We start from the raw sequence: 17,397 nt of genomic DNA on the forward strand, positions 1-17,397 counted from the left end.
CTGTTTTTCATGGTGTTCATATTGATTAAGTATACAGGAAAAAACCCCCTTTTCATATATAATCATCAAATAAATTAGCATTTTATGGTTATTTATTTGTGTTGATCAGAAAAAAAGGTGATCCATTCATGTTTAAATGAAAGGTGGGGTTTGTCTACGGTCTGCACTTCTCATTTGAGAGGTGTTTTTTTGAATAAAGCTATATTAACTAACTCTATTAATAATCGGTTGAAGGGATTTTTGTTCTTTAGATATAAAATAAGATGAGAGTGAATGGTTAAGAATCGTATTGAATGACATCAACCAAGAAATAGATCTAAACGAATAGGATGATTATTGAAATCTGTCTGCTCTCTCCATATGGGACCTATGATAAAGTTGGTTTATTAACATTCTCCAAATGGGTGTTGAAAGGTGGGATAAGTAAATGTTAGGATTACCAAGAGGGGAAGTCTTTTTAGTTCCTTGGTCTATTGAGTGGACAAAAGAATTTGAAAGTGAAAAGCGAAAGATAATAGGTGATATTAGTCAATACATAATCAATGTACACCATATTGGAAGTACAGCAGTAAAAGGTTTAAGCGCTAAGCCAATTATTGATATTGCAATTGAAATAGAACATTTTTTTGATGGAGAAAAATGTGTAATAGCGTTGGAAGGACTCGGTTACTCATATAAAGGAACAGACGTATTACCTGAAAGACACTACTTTAATAAGGGAGAACCACGAACACATCAAATCCATATGTACCAAAGACATAATAAGTATTTACTTGAACAGTTAAATTTCAGAGATTACTTGAGAAATAATGAGCAAGCTAGAAGTGAGTACCAACAGCTTAAACTTATATTATCAAGATTACATGGAAATGACAAACACAAATACGCACATGAAAAAACTGATTTTATTAAGTCAATCCTTGAAAAGGTTTAGGTGAGGGTTTGCTATTTAGATGTTCATAAGAGAGGTCATTCACAGAGGAACTCCCAATTAACGGAGTTCTTTTTTTTCATTAAATCACCATTATTTTTGAACATAAATTGCATAAAAAAGCAGGTTCGCTTGGCTTGGAACGAACCTGTGAAGGAGGAAAACTACATCATGTTTTCACCTATATTATCCAATATTTATCAATTGTCGTCAAGACAAAAAGTTAGACGGAGGAAAATATTTTGACTGAATTGTGTCGTTTTGGCATGTATATCCTTTTTTTGATTGGGGATATTAACCGAAAAAAGAGGTGAAGCCGATGGCATACATTCTTTCAGTTGGAACAAGTCTGCCAAAACATCATGTGGATCAGCAAGCAGCTGCTCAATTTGCAAGGTCTCAATTTAAACGATCGTTTAAAGATATTGATCGGCTATTAAAAGCTTTTAATAATGGCGAAATAGAGAGCAGGCAGTTTGTACAGCCTATTGATTGGTATCAAGAACATCACTCTTTTGAAGAGAAAAACGACCTCTATATCGAAAAAGCATTGGCTCATGCGAAAGAAGCCGTTTTTCACTGTCTGCATGAAACAGCGTTTCTTACAAAGCCAGTTCCTTTTGATGAGATTGATGCTTTGTTTTTCATCTCTAGTACAGGGTTATCAACGCCAAGTCTTGATGCAAAGCTGATGAATGTTCTTCCATTTTCTCCTTATACGAAACGAGTGCCAATTTGGGGGTTAGGCTGCGGGGGCGGGGCGGCAGGCTTATCCCGAGCTTATGAATACATCAGGGCGTATCCAGAAGCGAAAGTGCTCGTTGTTGCCTGCGAGCTTTGCAGCCTCACTTTTCAGCCGCAAGATCAATCAAAAAGCAATTTAATTGGAACCTCGCTGTTCGGTGACGGGACTGCGGCCGTTCTTTTAACTGGAGAAAAGGCCGCCTCTAAGTATACGCGGTTAAAAACGGTTCCTAAAGTGCTTGGCACGCAGTCAGTGACCATGAAAGATTCTGAGGATGTGATGGGATGGGATTTTACCGCCGACGGATTTCGAGTCATCTTCTCACGTGACATTCCGTCCATCATTTCTGGCTGGTTAAAAGAGCAAGTGGATCACTTTTTACATCAACTAGGGTTTTCAACAGAGGATGTATCCGTATTTCTTGCTCACCCTGGAGGAAAAAAAGTGATTGATGCCTATCTTGAAAGCCTATCTTTACAAGAGCATCAGCTATTTTCTTCAAAAGAGGTTCTGAAACAGCATGGAAACATGTCCTCTGCCACCGTTTTATATGTCATGAAGCATTTTCTTGAACATCAGTCACTAGATGCAGGACAGGTGGGGCTTTGCGGAGCACTTGGTCCAGGCTTTTCATCAGAATTATTGCTCATGAAATGGGAGGGGCTCTCGTGATGATTTTCTGGATAGTGATTGGCATTTTCATTTGTCAGCGCCTCATTGAAGTGCTTGTGGCGAAAAGAAATGAAAAGAAGGTGAAGGCGATCGGAGCAATTGAATTTGGTGCAAGCCATTATCCTTATATGGTCGCTATGCATGCAGCTTTTTTCCTCTCGCTTATTGGAGAGACATGGCTGCTGCATCGTCAACCGTCTCGTTTTTTCCTATTGCTGCTTGTGTTCCTTCTTGCTACCCAGGTGATTCGGTACTGGGCACTATGTTCACTTGGGACGTATTGGAATACAAAAATCTTAGTCGTTCCAAATGCGATGATTGTGAAAAAGGGGCCGTATCGCTGGTTAAAGCATCCTAACTATGTGGTGGTGGCGATTGAACTGATGTTCATTCCGCTGCTATTTAACGCATTTATTACTGCCATTTTGTTTACGTGTTTAAATGGATGGATGATGATGGTCAGAATACAAACAGAAGAAAAAGCACTGAATCAGTATTTATTAAATTAATATTGAAAATCATTATCAATTGTGCTACACTTTCATTAATGATAAACATTCTCAATCATGAAGGATGGACGGTGATCACATGACAATGATTTTCTTACTCGGTACGGTCTGTGTATACAGCTTATTGATTGGCTTCGTATTAAAAGGTGTTTCAAAAAAATCTGCTTCCTGATTGCAGTCCATTGCGACTGATCGGGCAGCAGATTTTTTTATTTCCTCAGATCAGAAGAAAAATCTCTTTATTTTGTGTAAAATGGTACACATACATAACTGACTTTTCTAAAAACAAAGGGGTTTATCGTCATGAAAGACTTGTCTATTCGAGATTCGCTCGTTCAAACTACAGGTGCTTTATATCAAAGCCTTCTGAAAAGGGATGATCACGAGCGCGCAGCCAAACTTGCATCTATTATGAAAAAGGAAGCTGAAGAAGAAGTATATATCGCATTTACCGGCCACTATTCTGCTGGTAAGTCATCACTAGTGAATCATCTTCTTCATGATCACATCCTGCCCACAAGCCCAATTCCAACGAGTGCAAACTTGGTTGTTGTCAGGAAAGGGGTCAGTGAAGTTCAGCTCCATACGTCTGATGGACGCTTTGCAAAAATGAGCGGTTCTTATGATAAAGAAGCGGTGCAGCGTTTTTGTAAAGATGGGGAACAAATTGAGATGGTGGAAATTAGCGGTGATTATAGTGGACTTGAAGAAAAAGTGGCACTCATTGATACGCCGGGAATTGATTCAACGGATCATGCGCACTTTTTATCCGCTGCTTCGATTCTTCATCAAGCGGATGCTCTTTTTTATGTCGTTCATTATAACCATGTCCATTCTGAAGAAAACATTCGCTTCATTCGCTCGATTAAAGAGAAAGTGCCTAATCTTTATTTCATCGTCAATCAAGTGGATCGGCATGATGAACAAGAGACAACTTTTGAAAACTACAAAAAACAAGTCGTTGAGATGCTTTTAAAAGAAGGCATTGAAGAAGAACATCTATATTTTACTTCTGTGACGGATGAGGCACACCCAAAAAACGAAATGATCCGTTTAGTGAAGAAGCTACAAGAATTACAAACCATGCCTAAAGCATCACTTCGAGCCTATACAGAGCAGAAAATCGAACATGTTTTAAAAGAACATATAGACTCGTTAAAAGAAGAACTGCATGAAGAGGACCTTGACGCGCAGCTTCAAGAAAAAAGGAATGAAGTGAAAGAACTAGAAGAGAAACGCCGATTTATTGAAAATGGTGCAAAGCAGGTAGAAGATAAAGTGTCTTCTGAAGTAGAGAACATCTTAAAAAATGCAAACCTCACGCCATTTAAGATGCGAGAGCTTGCAAGTGACTATATCGAATCGAAAGCACCTGGCTTTAAAGTGGGTTTACTTTTTGCAAAAAATAAAACCGAGCAGGAAAAGGAAAAGCGGGCAAGTGATTTCTTAGCAGATGTAAAAAAGAGAATGAAAGCGGAAGTTGACTGGCACATTGCCGAGCTCCTTAAAAAAGAAATAAAACAGCATCAGCTTGGGGAAGCGTTATTAGACAAAGCCATGGCATTTGAGACACCTGTTGAAGAATCCTTGCTTGAAAAGGTCATTCACCAAGGGGCAACTTTTTCTAACGAATATGTTCTTCAATATGCGAAAGATGCTGGTGAAGCATTGAAAAGACAGGCAAAACAGCAAGCGCTTCAATTGATTGAACAGATGATTGAGACCTTGAAAGACCAGCTCCGGAATGAACAAGAGAAGCAAGAGGAAAAATGGAAACAAGCGAAACAAGAGCTTCAGAGCCTTGAGGAGTATAACGAAAAAAATGAACAAATAAGACAGGATATTCAGCATTTATGGGATATTTGGCAAAACGGAACGGATGATCATATCCCAGGCGACTGGTTTTATGCGAAAAAGCAATGGATGCAGCACGACCAGCTGGAGAAGAATCGCGCATCAATTCATGTTGAAGAGAGCGATCAAGCAACTGAACGGATAGAGCGCGATCAATACCGCCAATCACAGCATTTAACAACAGCACAATCAATTGCACAATTTAAAGAGCTTTCCCGCATTTTATCGCCTTTAGATATTCTAAAGTCTCAAAGAGATTCCTTTGAAAAACGAACAGAACGGCTGCAGGCAAAAGAATTTACACTCGCTTTATTTGGCGCTTTTAGTTCTGGAAAATCTTCTTTTGCCAATGCGCTTGTTGGACGGAAGGTGTTACCATCATCACCTACGCCAACAACTGCGACAATTAACAAACTGACACGACCTACGGAAGATCATCCTCATGAAAGTGTCAAAGTGGTGTTTAAAACCAAGCAGGACATTCTAGAGGAACTCGATCAGATTCTTGGATTTTCGATCGCAACAGAAAAAGGAGATTCGTTTAAGGCAAAGCTGGAAAGAGTACTGAAAAAACGGCAGCTCGAACAGGATCACCGAATCATTGTAGAACATTTCCTACAAGCCTATGCCAAGTTTCATGATGACATTGACAACCAAACCAATTTACATGTCACACTTCAAGAATTAAAGCCTTATGTAGCGGAAGAATCTGTTTCTTGTGTGGTGAAGGAAGTGACGGTGTATTTAAGTACACCTTTGACAGATAAAGGACTGACGATTGTCGATACACCAGGTGCTAGCAGTATGAATAAGCGTCATACAGAAATCGCCTTCCAGTATATGAAGGATGCAGACGCCCTTCTTTATTTAACGTATTATCAGCACTCTTTCTCAAAAGCTGATCGCTCATTTTTACGGAAGCTTGGACTCGTAAAAGATTCCTTTAGCATGGATAAAATGTTCTTTATCATCAATGCAGCTGATTTGGCTAAGGATCAAGCAGAGCTTGAAACCGTATTTGACTATGTACGAAGCGAGCTCACAAAAGAAGGCATCCGCAATCCAAACCTGCATCATGTGTCTAGTAAGGAAGAGATCGAGGGGAAAGAGCCGACATCTTATAATCAATATGCAACACTGAGAAAACAGCTCGACTATTTTATTGAGGAAGAATTAACGAAAGATGCCATTGAACTTTTGCATTTTGAAGCTAATACATTATGTACAACGGTCGATAGACTACGTGCGACCTTGCATCAATCAGAAGATGAGAAAGAAGCTGAAAAGAAAAACATCAAGACATCCTATGAAGCCATTCTCGAAAAAATGCAAGATGTGAAACGGTCTAAACTTGTGACCGAAAGCGTAAAAAAAGACGTGCATGAACAGCTCTATCATATTGTACAGCGGCTTTCATTATTTGCGAATGATCTATTAAAGTCGGCTTTTTATCCTGGCATATCTCAAGGGAATTTTGGTCAGCAGTTAAAAAAGGCACTTGAGAAAGCGTTAAAGGAGTATGAATTTGAATTTGTGCAGGAGCTCAAGGCACTTGATATCCGAATGGAATCGTTTATCCACCATTATTTCCAGGAGGAGTGGGAAAAAGGGATGCAGGCTGCATGTGCGGAAGATCCTTACTTTTCTCTCAGCCTGTCAGCCCCTGAGGAGAAAAATGCTGAGCTAAAACAAATTGAAGTCGAAGCAGAGATTGCACCATTTGAGCCACTTTTAAAGAAACAAAAATCAGCGAAAGCCTTTTTTGAACAAAATGAAAAGGCTACGTTTATTGAAGCCATTCGAGATGTTCTACATCAAATGACAACACGTTGGGCAGATAACGAAAAAGAAGAGTTGCTGAGCAGATATGAAAAGCTAGTGAAGACCTATACGGAAAGGTACGAACAAGATGCTCTCCAACAGCTCAATGAGCAAAAACAGACATTTATGACGAGCCTTACAACAGATGCTGAAAAACAGGCGGTCATTGAACAAGTTTATGAACAAACAAATGAATGGAAGAACCAGTTGAAAACGATATGATTCATGATAGACTATATAAAAAAGAAAGCAGTTGATAGACGATGACGAGCGTACACGAAGAAATTTCTGCACATTCACAGAAACAACATGCCCACATCCAATCTTTTCTTGCACTTGAACAAAAAAGAGAGCAGGCGATTGAATCGGCTGTGAAAAAATGTGAACACAATGAACCATTTTCAACAGATGAGATCAACGCCATTACGTCTAAAATGAATGAGCTTGCCCGAGGCGGAATTGTTCCGCTTCGTAAACACGTGACGATTGAGATGGTGGAGGAATACACCCAGCGTAAACAGAAGTAAAGAGTAATTTTCTCATTTTTGGTCATCTTAACAAATGAACCAGAAAGGGGAATGATCATGGCAAAAAAGCAAAACGTAAAGCAGCAGGAGGAGCGCATGCCGAAGGAAAAAGACATGCCATCCTACGCAGAAGCGGAAACGAAAAAAATGCAATATGGTAAAAAGTAATCGGGCTGCCTCTTCTTTATCAAAAGAAGAAGGCGCCTTTTTTATGTTCGTTTCGATGTTCTATGATAGAATAGGAGTATTGTTTATAAAAAGGGAGTTTAGATGAATGAATAAACACGTCTTACTTGTAGATGGAATGGCACTTCTTTTTAGGTCGTTTTATGCGACGGCTGTCCATCGCAATTTTATGATAAATGATCGTGGTGTACCGACAAATGGAGTGAATGGTTATTTGAAGCATTTGTTAACAGCTGTCCAAACATTTGAGCCGACTCATATCGTTTGCTGCTGGGATATGGGGAGCCAGACATACCGGAACGAATTGTTTCAAGATTATAAAGCCAATCGAGGCGAGGCGCCTGTTGAGCTTATCCCGCAGTTTGATTTAGCAAAAGAGGCGACAGAAGAACTGGGGATCATGAACATTGGTGTGAAAGGTTTTGAAGCAGATGATTGTATTGGAACGCTTGCATCAATCTATCAAAACGAAGCACATGTGACCGTCTTAACAGGAGATAAAGATTTGCTGCAAATCTTGAATGAACAAGTGACCGTGGCTTTAATGCAAAAAGGCATTGGGAATTATAAGCATTATACAAAAGCCCTTTTTGAAGAGGAAATGGGCATATCTCCAAAGGCACTGATTGATATGAAAGCACTGATGGGTGATTCTAGCGATAATTACCCTGGTGTAAAAGGAATCGGCGAAAAAACAGCATTGAAATTTATTCAAACGTATGAAACGATTGATCGACTGTTAGAAAATGTTCATTCATTAACGGCAGCTCAGCAAAAGAAAATGCAAGCAGGATTAGAAGATCTGAAGCTTTCTCGTATACTGGCAGAAATTAAATGTGATGTACCACTCAGCTGTCCGATTGACGAAACAAAAATAAAAATGGATCCAGAGCGGGCAGCGGCAATGCTTCGCTTGCATCAAATTAAAGGGATCGAACCAATGGTGAACCGCTTAAGTCAATTAGGAATCAGTTAAGGTTAGAAAAAAAGAAAGGGCTAAAATCAAGTTCATTTTAGCCCTTTGTGTTGCTTTTTTTCGCCTTATTTTCTAATTGCGATATTGGCTGTTTATCTTTTGTCTGCGCATCACCTTGAGGAGTCGTTCCGTTTGTGACACGGCCTCTGTTCTCTTTATCCAATTCGTATCACCTCACCCATTAGCATAACCAAAAGAAAAGCGATTCATCCTTTTGAAAGGTGAATCGCTTTTCTAGCGAGCTGATCAGCCACTTGATTTTCCTTGCTCGGAATCCACTTAATGAAAAATAAATCAAATTCGCTTTGAAGCTGCAGCATTTCTTCGATAAAATGACGAAAAGATGGATTTTTAGCAAATCCTGCATTGGCTGCACGATCTACTACTTGTGAATCAGTGCGGAATGAAACGGTCCGTAATCCTTTTTCTACGCAAATTTTCATGCCTTCAATGAGCGCGGAAAACTCTGCTTCATGATTGCTCATGGTGCCAAGAGGAATGGAGAAAGACTCAGCTTTTCCGTCATATTTCAAGAAAATGCCGATGCCAGATGGACCTGGGTTTCCGGCACTAGCACCGTCAATATATATTTCAGCTGGCAATTTATTTCCCCCTTTCATCAATCGGAACCATTTTTTTCGCCGCATAGGCATAAGGTGTGCCAATGGCAGCGACGATAAATTTAATCACATAAGTCGTGATGAAAATTTCGATCCATATATGGAATGGGTAGGTACCAAGAAAGGCAATGGTTGTGAAAACGAGTGTATCAAGCAGCTGGCTAATCATTGTACTCCCCGCATTTCGCAGCCAGAGCGCACCGTCTGAAGGAAATATCCGGCGAATAAACGAATATACATAAACATCTAACATTTGACTGATGATATAAGCAGCAAGACTACCAAGAGCGACCCTTGGCATAAAGCCAAATATCGTTTCTAATGATGATTGGGAAATGTCAGATGGAGCGGGATGGAAAAGTAAAGCCTCCTGCATGACAACAGTTAATGTTAAAAGGGTGGCAAAGCCAATCCAGACAGCTTTTTTCGCTTCGGTTTGTCCATATTTTTCATTTAGGACGTCCGTTGCAAAGAACACACTGCCGTATAAAATGTTGCCAAGTGTTGCCGTTAAGCCAAATAATTCAACGGTTTTGACCACTTGTAAATTGGCAGCAACTGTTGCAAAACCAATCCAGACGAAAAGCCCCATCTTGCCAAATCCTTTATAAAATAGAAGAACAATGATAAAATTAATGATCGCAAATAAGATCCAAATACCTTCATTAAACAAGTGACATGAACTTCCTTTCTAAATGTAAAATGTAACTTTTTGATTATAGCATAACGAACGTTTACCTTAAAAGTACGGGAAGGCGATGTGATCAATGAAACTAAGAGCACACTATACAATGAAAGTGAAATCGATTGGGTCCATTGCTTTTTTCCAAGAAGATTGGATGGAGCTCAAAGAAGCCTTGCTTTTAGCAAAACATATAGACAAAAAAGAACCGCAGTCACTTCTATCATTTGAAGATGAAAAGGGTGCGATGTGGTCGATGAAAGAACTTGAAAAGCTAAACGAAGAACTTAGGCTTGAACCCGATCAGCTTCAGGTCTATTTTGATGCGAGTTTTCGCAAAGAAACAGGTGATGCTGGGCTTGGAATTGTTGTGTATTATCAGCTCGGACAGGATGCATACCGGTTAAGGAAGAATCAGCCTTTTCAGAGCACCACGAACAATGAGGCAGAGTATGCGGCTTTATTTGAAGCGGTAAAGGCTTTAAAAGAACTGGGAGCCAGCAGAAACTCTGTTACGATTAGAGGAGATTCTCTTGTTGTGATGAATCAGCTCAAAGGGGAATGGCCTTGTTATGATGATATACATAACAAATGGCTCGACCGAATTGAGGCTGCGATCAAAGAGCTGAAGCTCACGCCAACATATGAAGTCATCGATCGTAAACAAAATGCAGAAGCAGATCAGCTTGCCAGACAGATACTTGCAGACGTCCCCATCGAAAGTAAGTTGAAATTAGAAGCAGACGGAGCTGAATAAAGTGGATAAAAAAACAGCAGTAAAAGAATTAACAGATCTTCAAGACACGTATTGTTCAGATTGTTTGATTAAGAAGCACTTTCGTAAAGAATTTGGCAAAAAATATGCGCACTCCTTTTGTATACAGCAATGCACGGTAGGAGAGAAGATCAAACAATACGGGAATGAATTACTCAAAAAATAAGCATACACTCCGGTTTTCCCCTAGATGTATCATACGCTCACGAAAAAAAACGAATAGAATGTGTAAAAAAAGAACATATTCTGAAAAATGAGCCGATATAACTATAGAAAGTTTTGGTTGAGTTACTTTTTGACTAAGTGACGGATAATAGAGGAAAAGGGGAAGGCCGGCATGGATAATAAGGATTTTGAAACGGTATTACATCGGACATTTCAAGAGGTGTACAGTGATCTAGAGCAACTGGTAGATGTAGCAAAGAAGGGAAGACCTTTTCTCGAAAAAGATATCTCTGAAATTGAACAAAGATTAAAGCAAAATATTTTAGCGATTGAAATTCAGCTGAAAATCAAATAAGAGAGGCATACGCCTCTCTTTATTTTGTCGTTTCATCATTGATTGAGTTGATTAGATTTTTGTTACGTTTGCAGCTTGAGGTCCACGATTACCTTCAACGATTTCAAAAGAAACTTCTTGTCCTTCTTCTAGAGATTTGTAACCGTCACCTTCGATAGCTGTGAAGTGAACGAATACATCGTCTCCGCCTTCAACTTCAATGAAGCCGAAACCTTTTTCATTATTGAACCATTTTACTTTACCGTTTTGCATATTGCTTTTTCCTCCTAGTACTGTAGCACACCTTTTGGCATACTAAAAAAAATTTTTCATCACCTAACGACTTAAGAAGTTGTTAAATGATGGTTCCACTATACACCATCAAAAGTAAAGCGTCAAGCAGGCAAGCCAAATTTTGAGCAGAATGTTTGATTTTTTTGTTTTTTTAGTGAACGACATTTATCTATAAAACGTCCTAATCTCATGAAACCTAACGTATAACTTGTCCGTATATAGTAAAAATACAGAAAGAGGTGCGTCATGAATCGTTACACAATTGAGGAGTTTGTTCAGAATACGCAGCAAGAAGACAAAGGGGAAGGGGTCTTTGAACTTGAAACACCAAGATTGTTAGAAATTAATTTAACGGATACCATTTGGGCAAAAACAGGCTCCATGGTTTCATATCGCGGGAAAATAAAGTTTGAACGTGAAGGTGTGTTTGAACACGGTGTGTCAAAGATGTTCAAAAAAATGTTATCAGGAGAAGGAACTTCTTTGATGAAGGCCACAGGTGATGGGAAATTATATGTAGCAGACCAAGGGAAAAAAATTTCGATTCTTCGATTGGCTCAAGGGGAGTCTATTTTCGTTAATGGAAACGACTTGCTCGCATTTGAACCGTCTGTTCGGTGGGATATTAAATTAATGAAAAAGGTGTCTGGCATGCTTGCAGGCGGATTATTTAATGTCAAACTTGAAGGACCAGGTCTTGTGGCAATCACAAGTCATTACGAACCGCTGACGCTGATTGTTCAGCCAGGTGATTCTGTTTATACAGATCCGAATGCGACGGTCGCATGGTCAGGAGATTTGCAGACTGAATTTGTGACAGATGTATCGTTCAAAACGTTTATTGGCAGGGGAAGCGGAGAGTCCATTCAAATGAAGTTTAGCGGAAGTGGCTTTGTTGTCGTGCAGCCGTTTGAAGAAGTGTATACAACGAATGGGAATCAAGGTTAAAAGAAGAAGGGTGTCCGTCATTGACGGACACCTTTTTATGATAATGCTTGAGCATACGATTTGTTGCTCATGATCAGATCTGATTGTTCGACGATATCTTCTAAAATGGTTTGAGAAGATTGTTTTAAGTGTAATTTTTTGATGTTTTGTTTCATGGATTCTAATTTTTCTTCGTCTTGCAGCAAGTTAGTGACAGATTCTAAAATGTCTTCGTGTCTGTTGATGACAATGGCAGCGCCGTAATCTTCAAAGAAAAGAGCATTTTCTTTTTCTTGTCCTGGAACAGGTTTGTAAAGAATAACTGGGACACCAATTGCTGTTGCTTCTGTTAATGTAATCCCGCCCGGTTTTGTAATCATACAGTCCGTTACTCTGAACAATTCATCAATTTGTTCCACATATCCAAGCGCCTTCAATTGATTTGGGTGTGCTTGTTCAAGTTCGCTAAGCGATTGCTTCAGCGCTGCATTCTTACCGCACACAACAACAATTTGTACTTCACTGTCAAGAAGTAGTGCTTCACACAGTTCCTTCACATTTTTTAGTACACCATGGGCACCCGCCATAATGAGAAGGACTTTTTTGTCTGATGATAATCCATATTTTTTATAGATGATCGATTTAGGCACGTCTACTTCAAATTGTGGTCTAATCGGAATGCCTGTTACCTTGACATCGCTTGGATGTGTGCCGATTTCTACTAGCTTTTGTTTCACATAATCGGTTGCAACATAGTATCGGTCAATGTTTTCATGTACCCAAATTTTATGAAGACAAAAGTCTGTCATCACATTAAATGTTGGAATGACTTTACCTGTTTTGTTTCGGTATTCAGGTACAACAATCATCGGGAATGTAATGATGATGATATCCGGATTGTGTAATTGAATTAATTCATCAAGACGCTTATTTCCCATCTTTAAATAAATGTTAAATTTGCGTTTATTGTAAATTTTATCTACACCGTAATAAAACAAGCGATAAAATTGTTTCCCAATGGAGAAGCTCTTTAAATATAAATATTGAGTCACTTCAGACACAATGGGATTTGATTCTTGATACAAATTAGAAACTATCACATGTTCAAACCCTTGGGATTTGCATTCATCATACAGTGTTTTTGCAACCTGCATATGTCCATTTCCATAATTTGCGGTCAAGATTAATATTTTTTTATTGGTATTCAAGAATATTCACCTCAAATGTAATCAACAACAACAAAACTTCGTACGAAAACTATAAATCTCATAGGTCTACATATACATAAAGATAACATATAAACAGCGAGAGCATATCATTCGTTACGAAAGAATTAAACTAATTTTAAAAAACAAACAGACTAAATTGATAATGGAAGACAGAGCCATTTGTATTTTAACACATTTTAAGCATTTATCATCAGACTACAGTCTATTTTATTCCCACACATATGGTGTTTCTTGATAAACATAGTAATTAAGCCAATTCATAAACAGCAAAGTAGCATGGGCTTTCCAGCGGTTCACTGGAACTAATGTGTCTCCATCTTCTATGAAATAGTGGACGGGTTTTTTGACTGTATCATGTTTCAACAAATCTCTTTCATATTCCTGCTTCAATGTATCTGTATCGTATTCAGGATGTCCAGTTAAAAATACTTGTTTATCATCATCTGAAACAATTAAACAAACACCAGCTTCCTCAGACGTGCTCAATACTTTTAGATTCGGCGTGTTTTTTAATTGTTCTGTATTAATATCTGTATGCCTAGAATGTGGGACATAGTATACTTCATCGAAACCTCTTACTAATCTTTCTTTTTTCTCTTTGACAAGATGCTCAAAAACACCGAATTTTTTCTCTGGAAGCTTGATTTTTTCAATGCCATAATGATGATAAAGACCAGCCTGTGCCCCCCAGCATATATGGAGAGTAGACGTCACATTCGTTTTACTCCAGTCCAAAATGTCCTGCAGTTCTTTCCAATAGGAAACTTCTTCGAAAGCTAAATGCTCAATTGGTGCACCTGTAATGATCATGCCATCAAATTTTTTATGGCGAATCGAGTCAAAGGTCGTATAAAATTCATCTAGATGCTCTCTCGATGTATTCTTCGGTGTATGTGTACTTGGAATCAAAAATGTAAAATACACTTGCAAAGGAGAATTTCCGAGCATTCTCAGCAGCTGCGTTTCAGTTTGTATTTTTTTTGGCATTAAATTTAAGATCACGATATTCAAAGGACGGATATCTTGTTTGAATGCCCTTGTCTCATCCATGACGAAAATATTTTCGCTCTCTAGTATTTGTTTTGCCGGCAGATGAACTGGTATGTTAATAGGCAACTCGCCACCCCCTGAACCAAAGCTAATTTCACTTCATTATAGGAACTTTCTGGCGATATTTCAATGTTTCAATTATGTTACAATGAAAAATAGAGCAAAAAAGAAAGCTGTTTCTGTCAAAAAAGGAGGCCATTAATCATGATCACAAAGCATTTATCAGATATTGACATTGCCCAAAAGGCAAAGCTGAGACCGATTCAAGACATCGCAGCAAAATTACACATACATGACGAAGAATTAGAATGCTATGGTTTCACAAAAGCGAAAATATCTTTGACTATTTTTGACCGTTTAAAGGAACAAAAAGAAGGAAATGTGATTCTTGTGACTTCGATCAACCCAACGCCAGCAGGTGAGGGGAAGTCCACCGTAACAGTTGGCCTCGGTCAAGCCTTCGAGAAAATTGGGAAAAAAGCGATTATTGCCATGCGTGAACCTTCACTAGGTCCCACAATGGGTATTAAAGGCGGTGCAGCTGGCGGCGGATATTCACAGGTGTTACCTATGGAAGAAATCAATCTTCATTTCACAGGGGATTTTCATGCGATTACATCTGCACATAACGCTTTATCTGCTTTTATTGATAATCATATCCATCACGGAAATGAGCTTGGGATCGACGCACGCCGAATTGTATGGAAACGAGTGTTAGATTTAAACGATCGTGCTCTAAGACAAGTGGTCGTAGGACTTGGCGGTCAATTAAATGGGTACCCTAGAGAAGATGGATTTGATATTACGGTTGCATCCGAAATGATGGCCATCCTCTGTTTAGCAGACGACTTAAACGATCTAAAAAAACGTCTTTCTTCTATTGTTGTTGCCTACAATCAAGAAGGTGAACCGGTCACAGTTGGAAATCTAGGATATGAAGGCGTATTAACCTTGCTATTAAAAGATGCGCTGAAACCAAACCTTGTTCAAACGATTGAAGGAACTCCAGCCCTTGTTCATGGTGGTCCTTTTGCCAATATTGCACATGGATGCAATAGTTTAATTGCCACAAAAATGGCGGCAAAACTAGCAGATTACGTCGTAACAGAAGCGGGATTTGGTGCAGACCTCGGAGCGGAAAAATTTCTTCACATCAAAACAAGAGCCGGTGATTTTAAACCAGGCGCTGTTGTCATTGTAGCAACTGTCAGGGCGCTAAAAATGCATGGCGGAATGCAGAAAACAGAGCTCAAGGAAGCAAATGCACAGGCTGTATTAGAAGGTATACATAATTTAGATAAGCATATTGAAACAGTGCAAGCCTTCGGTCTACCATATATCGTTGCAGTGAACCGTTTTATTACCGATACAAAAGAAGAAATTCAAGCAATAGAAAACTGGTGCGAAACGAATGGACATCCAGTCAAAGCGGTCAATGTATGGGAAGAAGGGGGAGCTGGCGGCGTAGCACTTGCCGAAGAGCTCACGACACTCATTGAAAAGAATGAAAACAGCTTTTCTTATTTATATGAGGAGCAAGATTCCATTGAAGAAAAGTTGTCAAAAGTCGCCAAAGTGGTTTATGGTGCAGACGGCGTCAACCTTACATCAAAAGCAAGAAAGCAGCTAGCTGCAATTGAGAAAAATGGCTGGGCCCATTTGCCGGTTTGTATGGCAAAAACGCAATATTCACTATCGGATGATCCGGCTTTAATCGGCAGACCAAAAGGCTTCACCGTTACGATTCGAGAGTTAAAACCATCTGTAGGAGCAGGTTTTATCGTTGCACTAACAGGAAGCATTCTGACCATGCCAGGTCTCCCTAAAAAACCTGCGGCACTTGAGATGGATTTATTAGAAGACGGCAGTGTGACTGGACTCTTTTAGCAGAAAGCATAAAAAGCGATTTTCTAAAAGAAGCATGTTACGATAGGAAAAAGTGAATCCTAGGAGGCTATGAGATGTCAATTTATGATATTCAGGTCAAGACCATTAACGGTCAGGAAAAATCAATGGCAGATTACAAAGGGAAAGTACTGATCATCGTGAACACAGCGAGCAAATGTGGACTGACCCCTCAATTTAAACAATTACAAGAGTTATACGATCAATATCATGAAAAGGGCCTTGAAATTTTAGGATTTCCGTGCAATCAATTTATGAATCAAGAGCCAGAAGGGGAAGAAGCAATTCAAGAATTCTGTTCGTTAAACTATGGTGTGACCTTCCCGATGTTTGCAAAAGTAGATGTCAATGGTGACAATGCGCATCCGCTTTTCAAATACTTAACGAGTCATGCGAAAGGTGTGCTTGGTACAAAAACGGTGAAATGGAATTTTACAAAATTTATCGTTGACCAAAACGGAGAAGTGACTGAACGATTTTCTCCTAAAACACCACCGAAAGAATTAGAAAGCTCCATTATCGCTCTTTTGGAGAAATAAGCATGAATTTGAGTAAGCAGCAAGAACAATTGGAGGCAGCTGCCTCCTTTGTTTCAAAACAGCTAAAGAATGAACCGACTGGACACGATGAAGCTCATATCAATCGTGTGCGCCAGCTTGCCGTCCATATTGCACAACAGGAGGGCGGGTCGCTTTTTGTCATTGAAATGGCAGCGATTATCCATGATGTCATTGATGACAAGCTGTCTAGTGAATGGAAGCTTTCACCGCATGATCTCAAGCAGCAGCTCCTTTTGTGGGAAGTGGACACGCAAGATATTCGCTATATCATGGATATTATTACAACGATGTCTTTTCGTCACCGGCATATGCAGCATCAGCCAGTGACATTAGAAGGGGCCATTGTTCAAGATGCAGATCGGCTAGATGCGATAGGTGCAACTGGGATTGCAAGGGTGTTTACATATGCAGGTGCAAAAGGGGAGCCTCACTATACAGAGGGTGCTCACCAAGGCACAGTACTTTTGCATATGCAAGAAAAGCTGCTTCAATTAAAAAACTTGATGAACACACGTGCTGGAAAGCAGCTGGCTCATGAGCGGCATGAGTTTATGTGTCTATTTATTAAGACATGGAAAGAAGAATGCGGCCTTACAGATGAGTAGGGTCTTTATGTGTGTAAGGAGGATGTATAG

The 17,397-nt window shown here is 39.4% G+C and carries 20 protein-coding genes; 14 read left to right on the forward strand and 6 right to left on the reverse strand.

Going from position 1 to position 17,397, the window contains the following annotated elements; translation table 11 throughout:
• The first annotated feature begins 427 nt into the window (after window positions 1–427).
• From ACSBQP_RS02750 to ACSBQP_RS02780, 7 genes are all read left to right on the forward strand, one after another.
• The gene (locus ACSBQP_RS02750) at window positions 428–934 is read left to right on the forward strand and encodes a GrpB family protein (RefSeq protein ID WP_435028173.1); all 507 of its coding nucleotides are present in this window, start codon (window positions 428–430) and stop codon (window positions 932–934) included.
• Window positions 935–1,250: 316 nt separating this feature from the next.
• Window positions 1,251–2,348, forward strand: a complete 1,098-nt coding sequence (locus ACSBQP_RS02755) for a type III polyketide synthase (RefSeq protein ID WP_079919905.1) — start codon at window positions 1,251–1,253, stop codon at window positions 2,346–2,348.
• Complete coding sequence (locus tag ACSBQP_RS02760) at window positions 2,348–2,857, forward strand: isoprenylcysteine carboxyl methyltransferase family protein (protein ID WP_017359716.1); 510 nt, start codon at window positions 2,348–2,350, stop codon at window positions 2,855–2,857. The genes ACSBQP_RS02755 and ACSBQP_RS02760 overlap by 1 nt, the downstream gene beginning before the upstream one ends.
• A gap of 85 nt (window positions 2,858–2,942) precedes the next feature.
• The gene (locus ACSBQP_RS02765; RefSeq protein WP_223251174.1) at window positions 2,943–3,029 is read left to right on the forward strand and encodes a Fur-regulated basic protein FbpC; all 87 of its coding nucleotides are present in this window, start codon (window positions 2,943–2,945) and stop codon (window positions 3,027–3,029) included.
• 131 nt (window positions 3,030–3,160) lie between these two features.
• Window positions 3,161–6,754: a dynamin family protein gene (locus ACSBQP_RS02770; protein ID WP_435028174.1), complete on the forward strand. Its 3,594-nt coding sequence runs from the start codon at window positions 3,161–3,163 to the stop codon at window positions 6,752–6,754.
• A gap of 41 nt (window positions 6,755–6,795) precedes the next feature.
• On the forward strand, window positions 6,796–7,059 hold the full coding sequence (locus tag ACSBQP_RS02775; RefSeq protein WP_008346351.1) for a YpbS family protein: 264 nt from the start codon (window positions 6,796–6,798) through the stop codon (window positions 7,057–7,059).
• A gap of 274 nt (window positions 7,060–7,333) precedes the next feature.
• Complete coding sequence (locus ACSBQP_RS02780; protein ID WP_435028175.1) at window positions 7,334–8,221, forward strand: 5'-3' exonuclease; 888 nt, start codon at window positions 7,334–7,336, stop codon at window positions 8,219–8,221.
• Between the two features lie 37 nt (window positions 8,222–8,258).
• Here the strand turns inward: ACSBQP_RS02780 and ACSBQP_RS02785 are convergent, their stop codons facing one another.
• From ACSBQP_RS02785 to ACSBQP_RS02795, 3 genes are read right to left on the reverse strand one after another with little or no spacing between them, the layout of a single operon-like run.
• A complete protein-coding gene (locus ACSBQP_RS02785; RefSeq protein ID WP_008346357.1) occupies window positions 8,259–8,384 on the reverse strand; it encodes a hypothetical protein in 126 nt (41 codons plus the stop codon).
• A 43-nt stretch (window positions 8,385–8,427) separates the two neighbouring features.
• Window positions 8,428–8,823, reverse strand: coding sequence for a reverse transcriptase-like protein (locus ACSBQP_RS02790; RefSeq protein ID WP_035703313.1), 396 nt, complete (start codon window positions 8,821–8,823; stop codon window positions 8,428–8,430).
• 1 nt (window position 8,824) lies between these two features.
• Window positions 8,825–9,514 carry a queuosine precursor transporter gene (locus tag ACSBQP_RS02795; RefSeq protein ID WP_007500834.1) on the reverse strand — a complete coding sequence of 230 codons (690 nt, stop codon included), beginning with the start codon at window positions 9,512–9,514 and terminating at the stop codon, window positions 8,825–8,827.
• 94 nt (window positions 9,515–9,608) lie between these two features.
• Here ACSBQP_RS02795 and ACSBQP_RS02800 point away from each other — a divergent pair, with 94 nt between their 5' ends.
• From ACSBQP_RS02800 to ACSBQP_RS02810, 3 genes are all read left to right on the forward strand, one after another.
• Window positions 9,609–10,280 (forward strand): ribonuclease H family protein, encoded by a 672-nt coding sequence (locus ACSBQP_RS02800; protein WP_017367474.1) that lies wholly within the window; start codon window positions 9,609–9,611, stop codon window positions 10,278–10,280.
• A 1-nt stretch (window position 10,281) separates the two neighbouring features.
• Window positions 10,282–10,464 carry a zinc-finger domain-containing protein gene (locus ACSBQP_RS02805; protein ID WP_008346366.1) on the forward strand — a complete coding sequence of 61 codons (183 nt, stop codon included), beginning with the start codon at window positions 10,282–10,284 and terminating at the stop codon, window positions 10,462–10,464.
• A 171-nt stretch (window positions 10,465–10,635) separates the two neighbouring features.
• Window positions 10,636–10,818, forward strand: a complete 183-nt coding sequence (locus ACSBQP_RS02810) for a hypothetical protein (RefSeq protein WP_008346368.1) — start codon at window positions 10,636–10,638, stop codon at window positions 10,816–10,818.
• 51 nt (window positions 10,819–10,869) lie between these two features.
• Here the strand turns inward: ACSBQP_RS02810 and cspD are convergent, their stop codons facing one another.
• Entirely contained in the window at window positions 10,870–11,070 is a 201-nt protein-coding gene (gene cspD, locus ACSBQP_RS02815; RefSeq protein WP_003215784.1) for a cold-shock protein CspD, read from the reverse strand.
• 267 nt (window positions 11,071–11,337) lie between these two features.
• Here cspD and ACSBQP_RS02820 point away from each other — a divergent pair, with 267 nt between their 5' ends.
• Window positions 11,338–12,039 carry an AIM24 family protein gene (locus tag ACSBQP_RS02820; RefSeq protein ID WP_007500832.1) on the forward strand — a complete coding sequence of 234 codons (702 nt, stop codon included), beginning with the start codon at window positions 11,338–11,340 and terminating at the stop codon, window positions 12,037–12,039.
• Between the two features lie 35 nt (window positions 12,040–12,074).
• Here ACSBQP_RS02820 and ACSBQP_RS02825 read toward each other — a convergent pair whose 3' ends face one another.
• Complete coding sequence (locus tag ACSBQP_RS02825) at window positions 12,075–13,226, reverse strand: diglucosyl diacylglycerol synthase (RefSeq protein ID WP_007500831.1); 1,152 nt, start codon at window positions 13,224–13,226, stop codon at window positions 12,075–12,077.
• Window positions 13,227–13,454: 228 nt separating this feature from the next.
• Complete coding sequence (metA, locus tag ACSBQP_RS02830; protein WP_008346374.1) at window positions 13,455–14,363, reverse strand: homoserine O-acetyltransferase MetA; 909 nt, start codon at window positions 14,361–14,363, stop codon at window positions 13,455–13,457.
• A 138-nt stretch (window positions 14,364–14,501) separates the two neighbouring features.
• Here metA and ACSBQP_RS02835 point away from each other — a divergent pair, with 138 nt between their 5' ends.
• The 3 genes from ACSBQP_RS02835 to ACSBQP_RS02845 all read left to right on the forward strand — a co-directional run bounded on the left by ACSBQP_RS02835 (window position 14,502) and on the right by ACSBQP_RS02845 (window position 17,367).
• Window positions 14,502–16,184 carry a formate--tetrahydrofolate ligase gene (locus tag ACSBQP_RS02835; protein ID WP_435028176.1) on the forward strand — a complete coding sequence of 561 codons (1,683 nt, stop codon included), beginning with the start codon at window positions 14,502–14,504 and terminating at the stop codon, window positions 16,182–16,184.
• 74 nt (window positions 16,185–16,258) lie between these two features.
• Window positions 16,259–16,741 carry a glutathione peroxidase gene (locus ACSBQP_RS02840; protein ID WP_007500827.1) on the forward strand — a complete coding sequence of 161 codons (483 nt, stop codon included), beginning with the start codon at window positions 16,259–16,261 and terminating at the stop codon, window positions 16,739–16,741.
• Between the two features lie 2 nt (window positions 16,742–16,743).
• Window positions 16,744–17,367, forward strand: a complete 624-nt coding sequence (locus ACSBQP_RS02845; protein ID WP_113747245.1) for an HD domain-containing protein — start codon at window positions 16,744–16,746, stop codon at window positions 17,365–17,367.
• Window positions 17,368–17,397 lie beyond the last annotated feature (30 nt).

It is taken from the genome of Bacillus sp. G402 (genome assembly GCF_051172515.1).
Taxonomy (GTDB): domain Bacteria; phylum Bacillota; class Bacilli; order Bacillales; family Bacillaceae; genus Bacillus; species Bacillus altitudinis.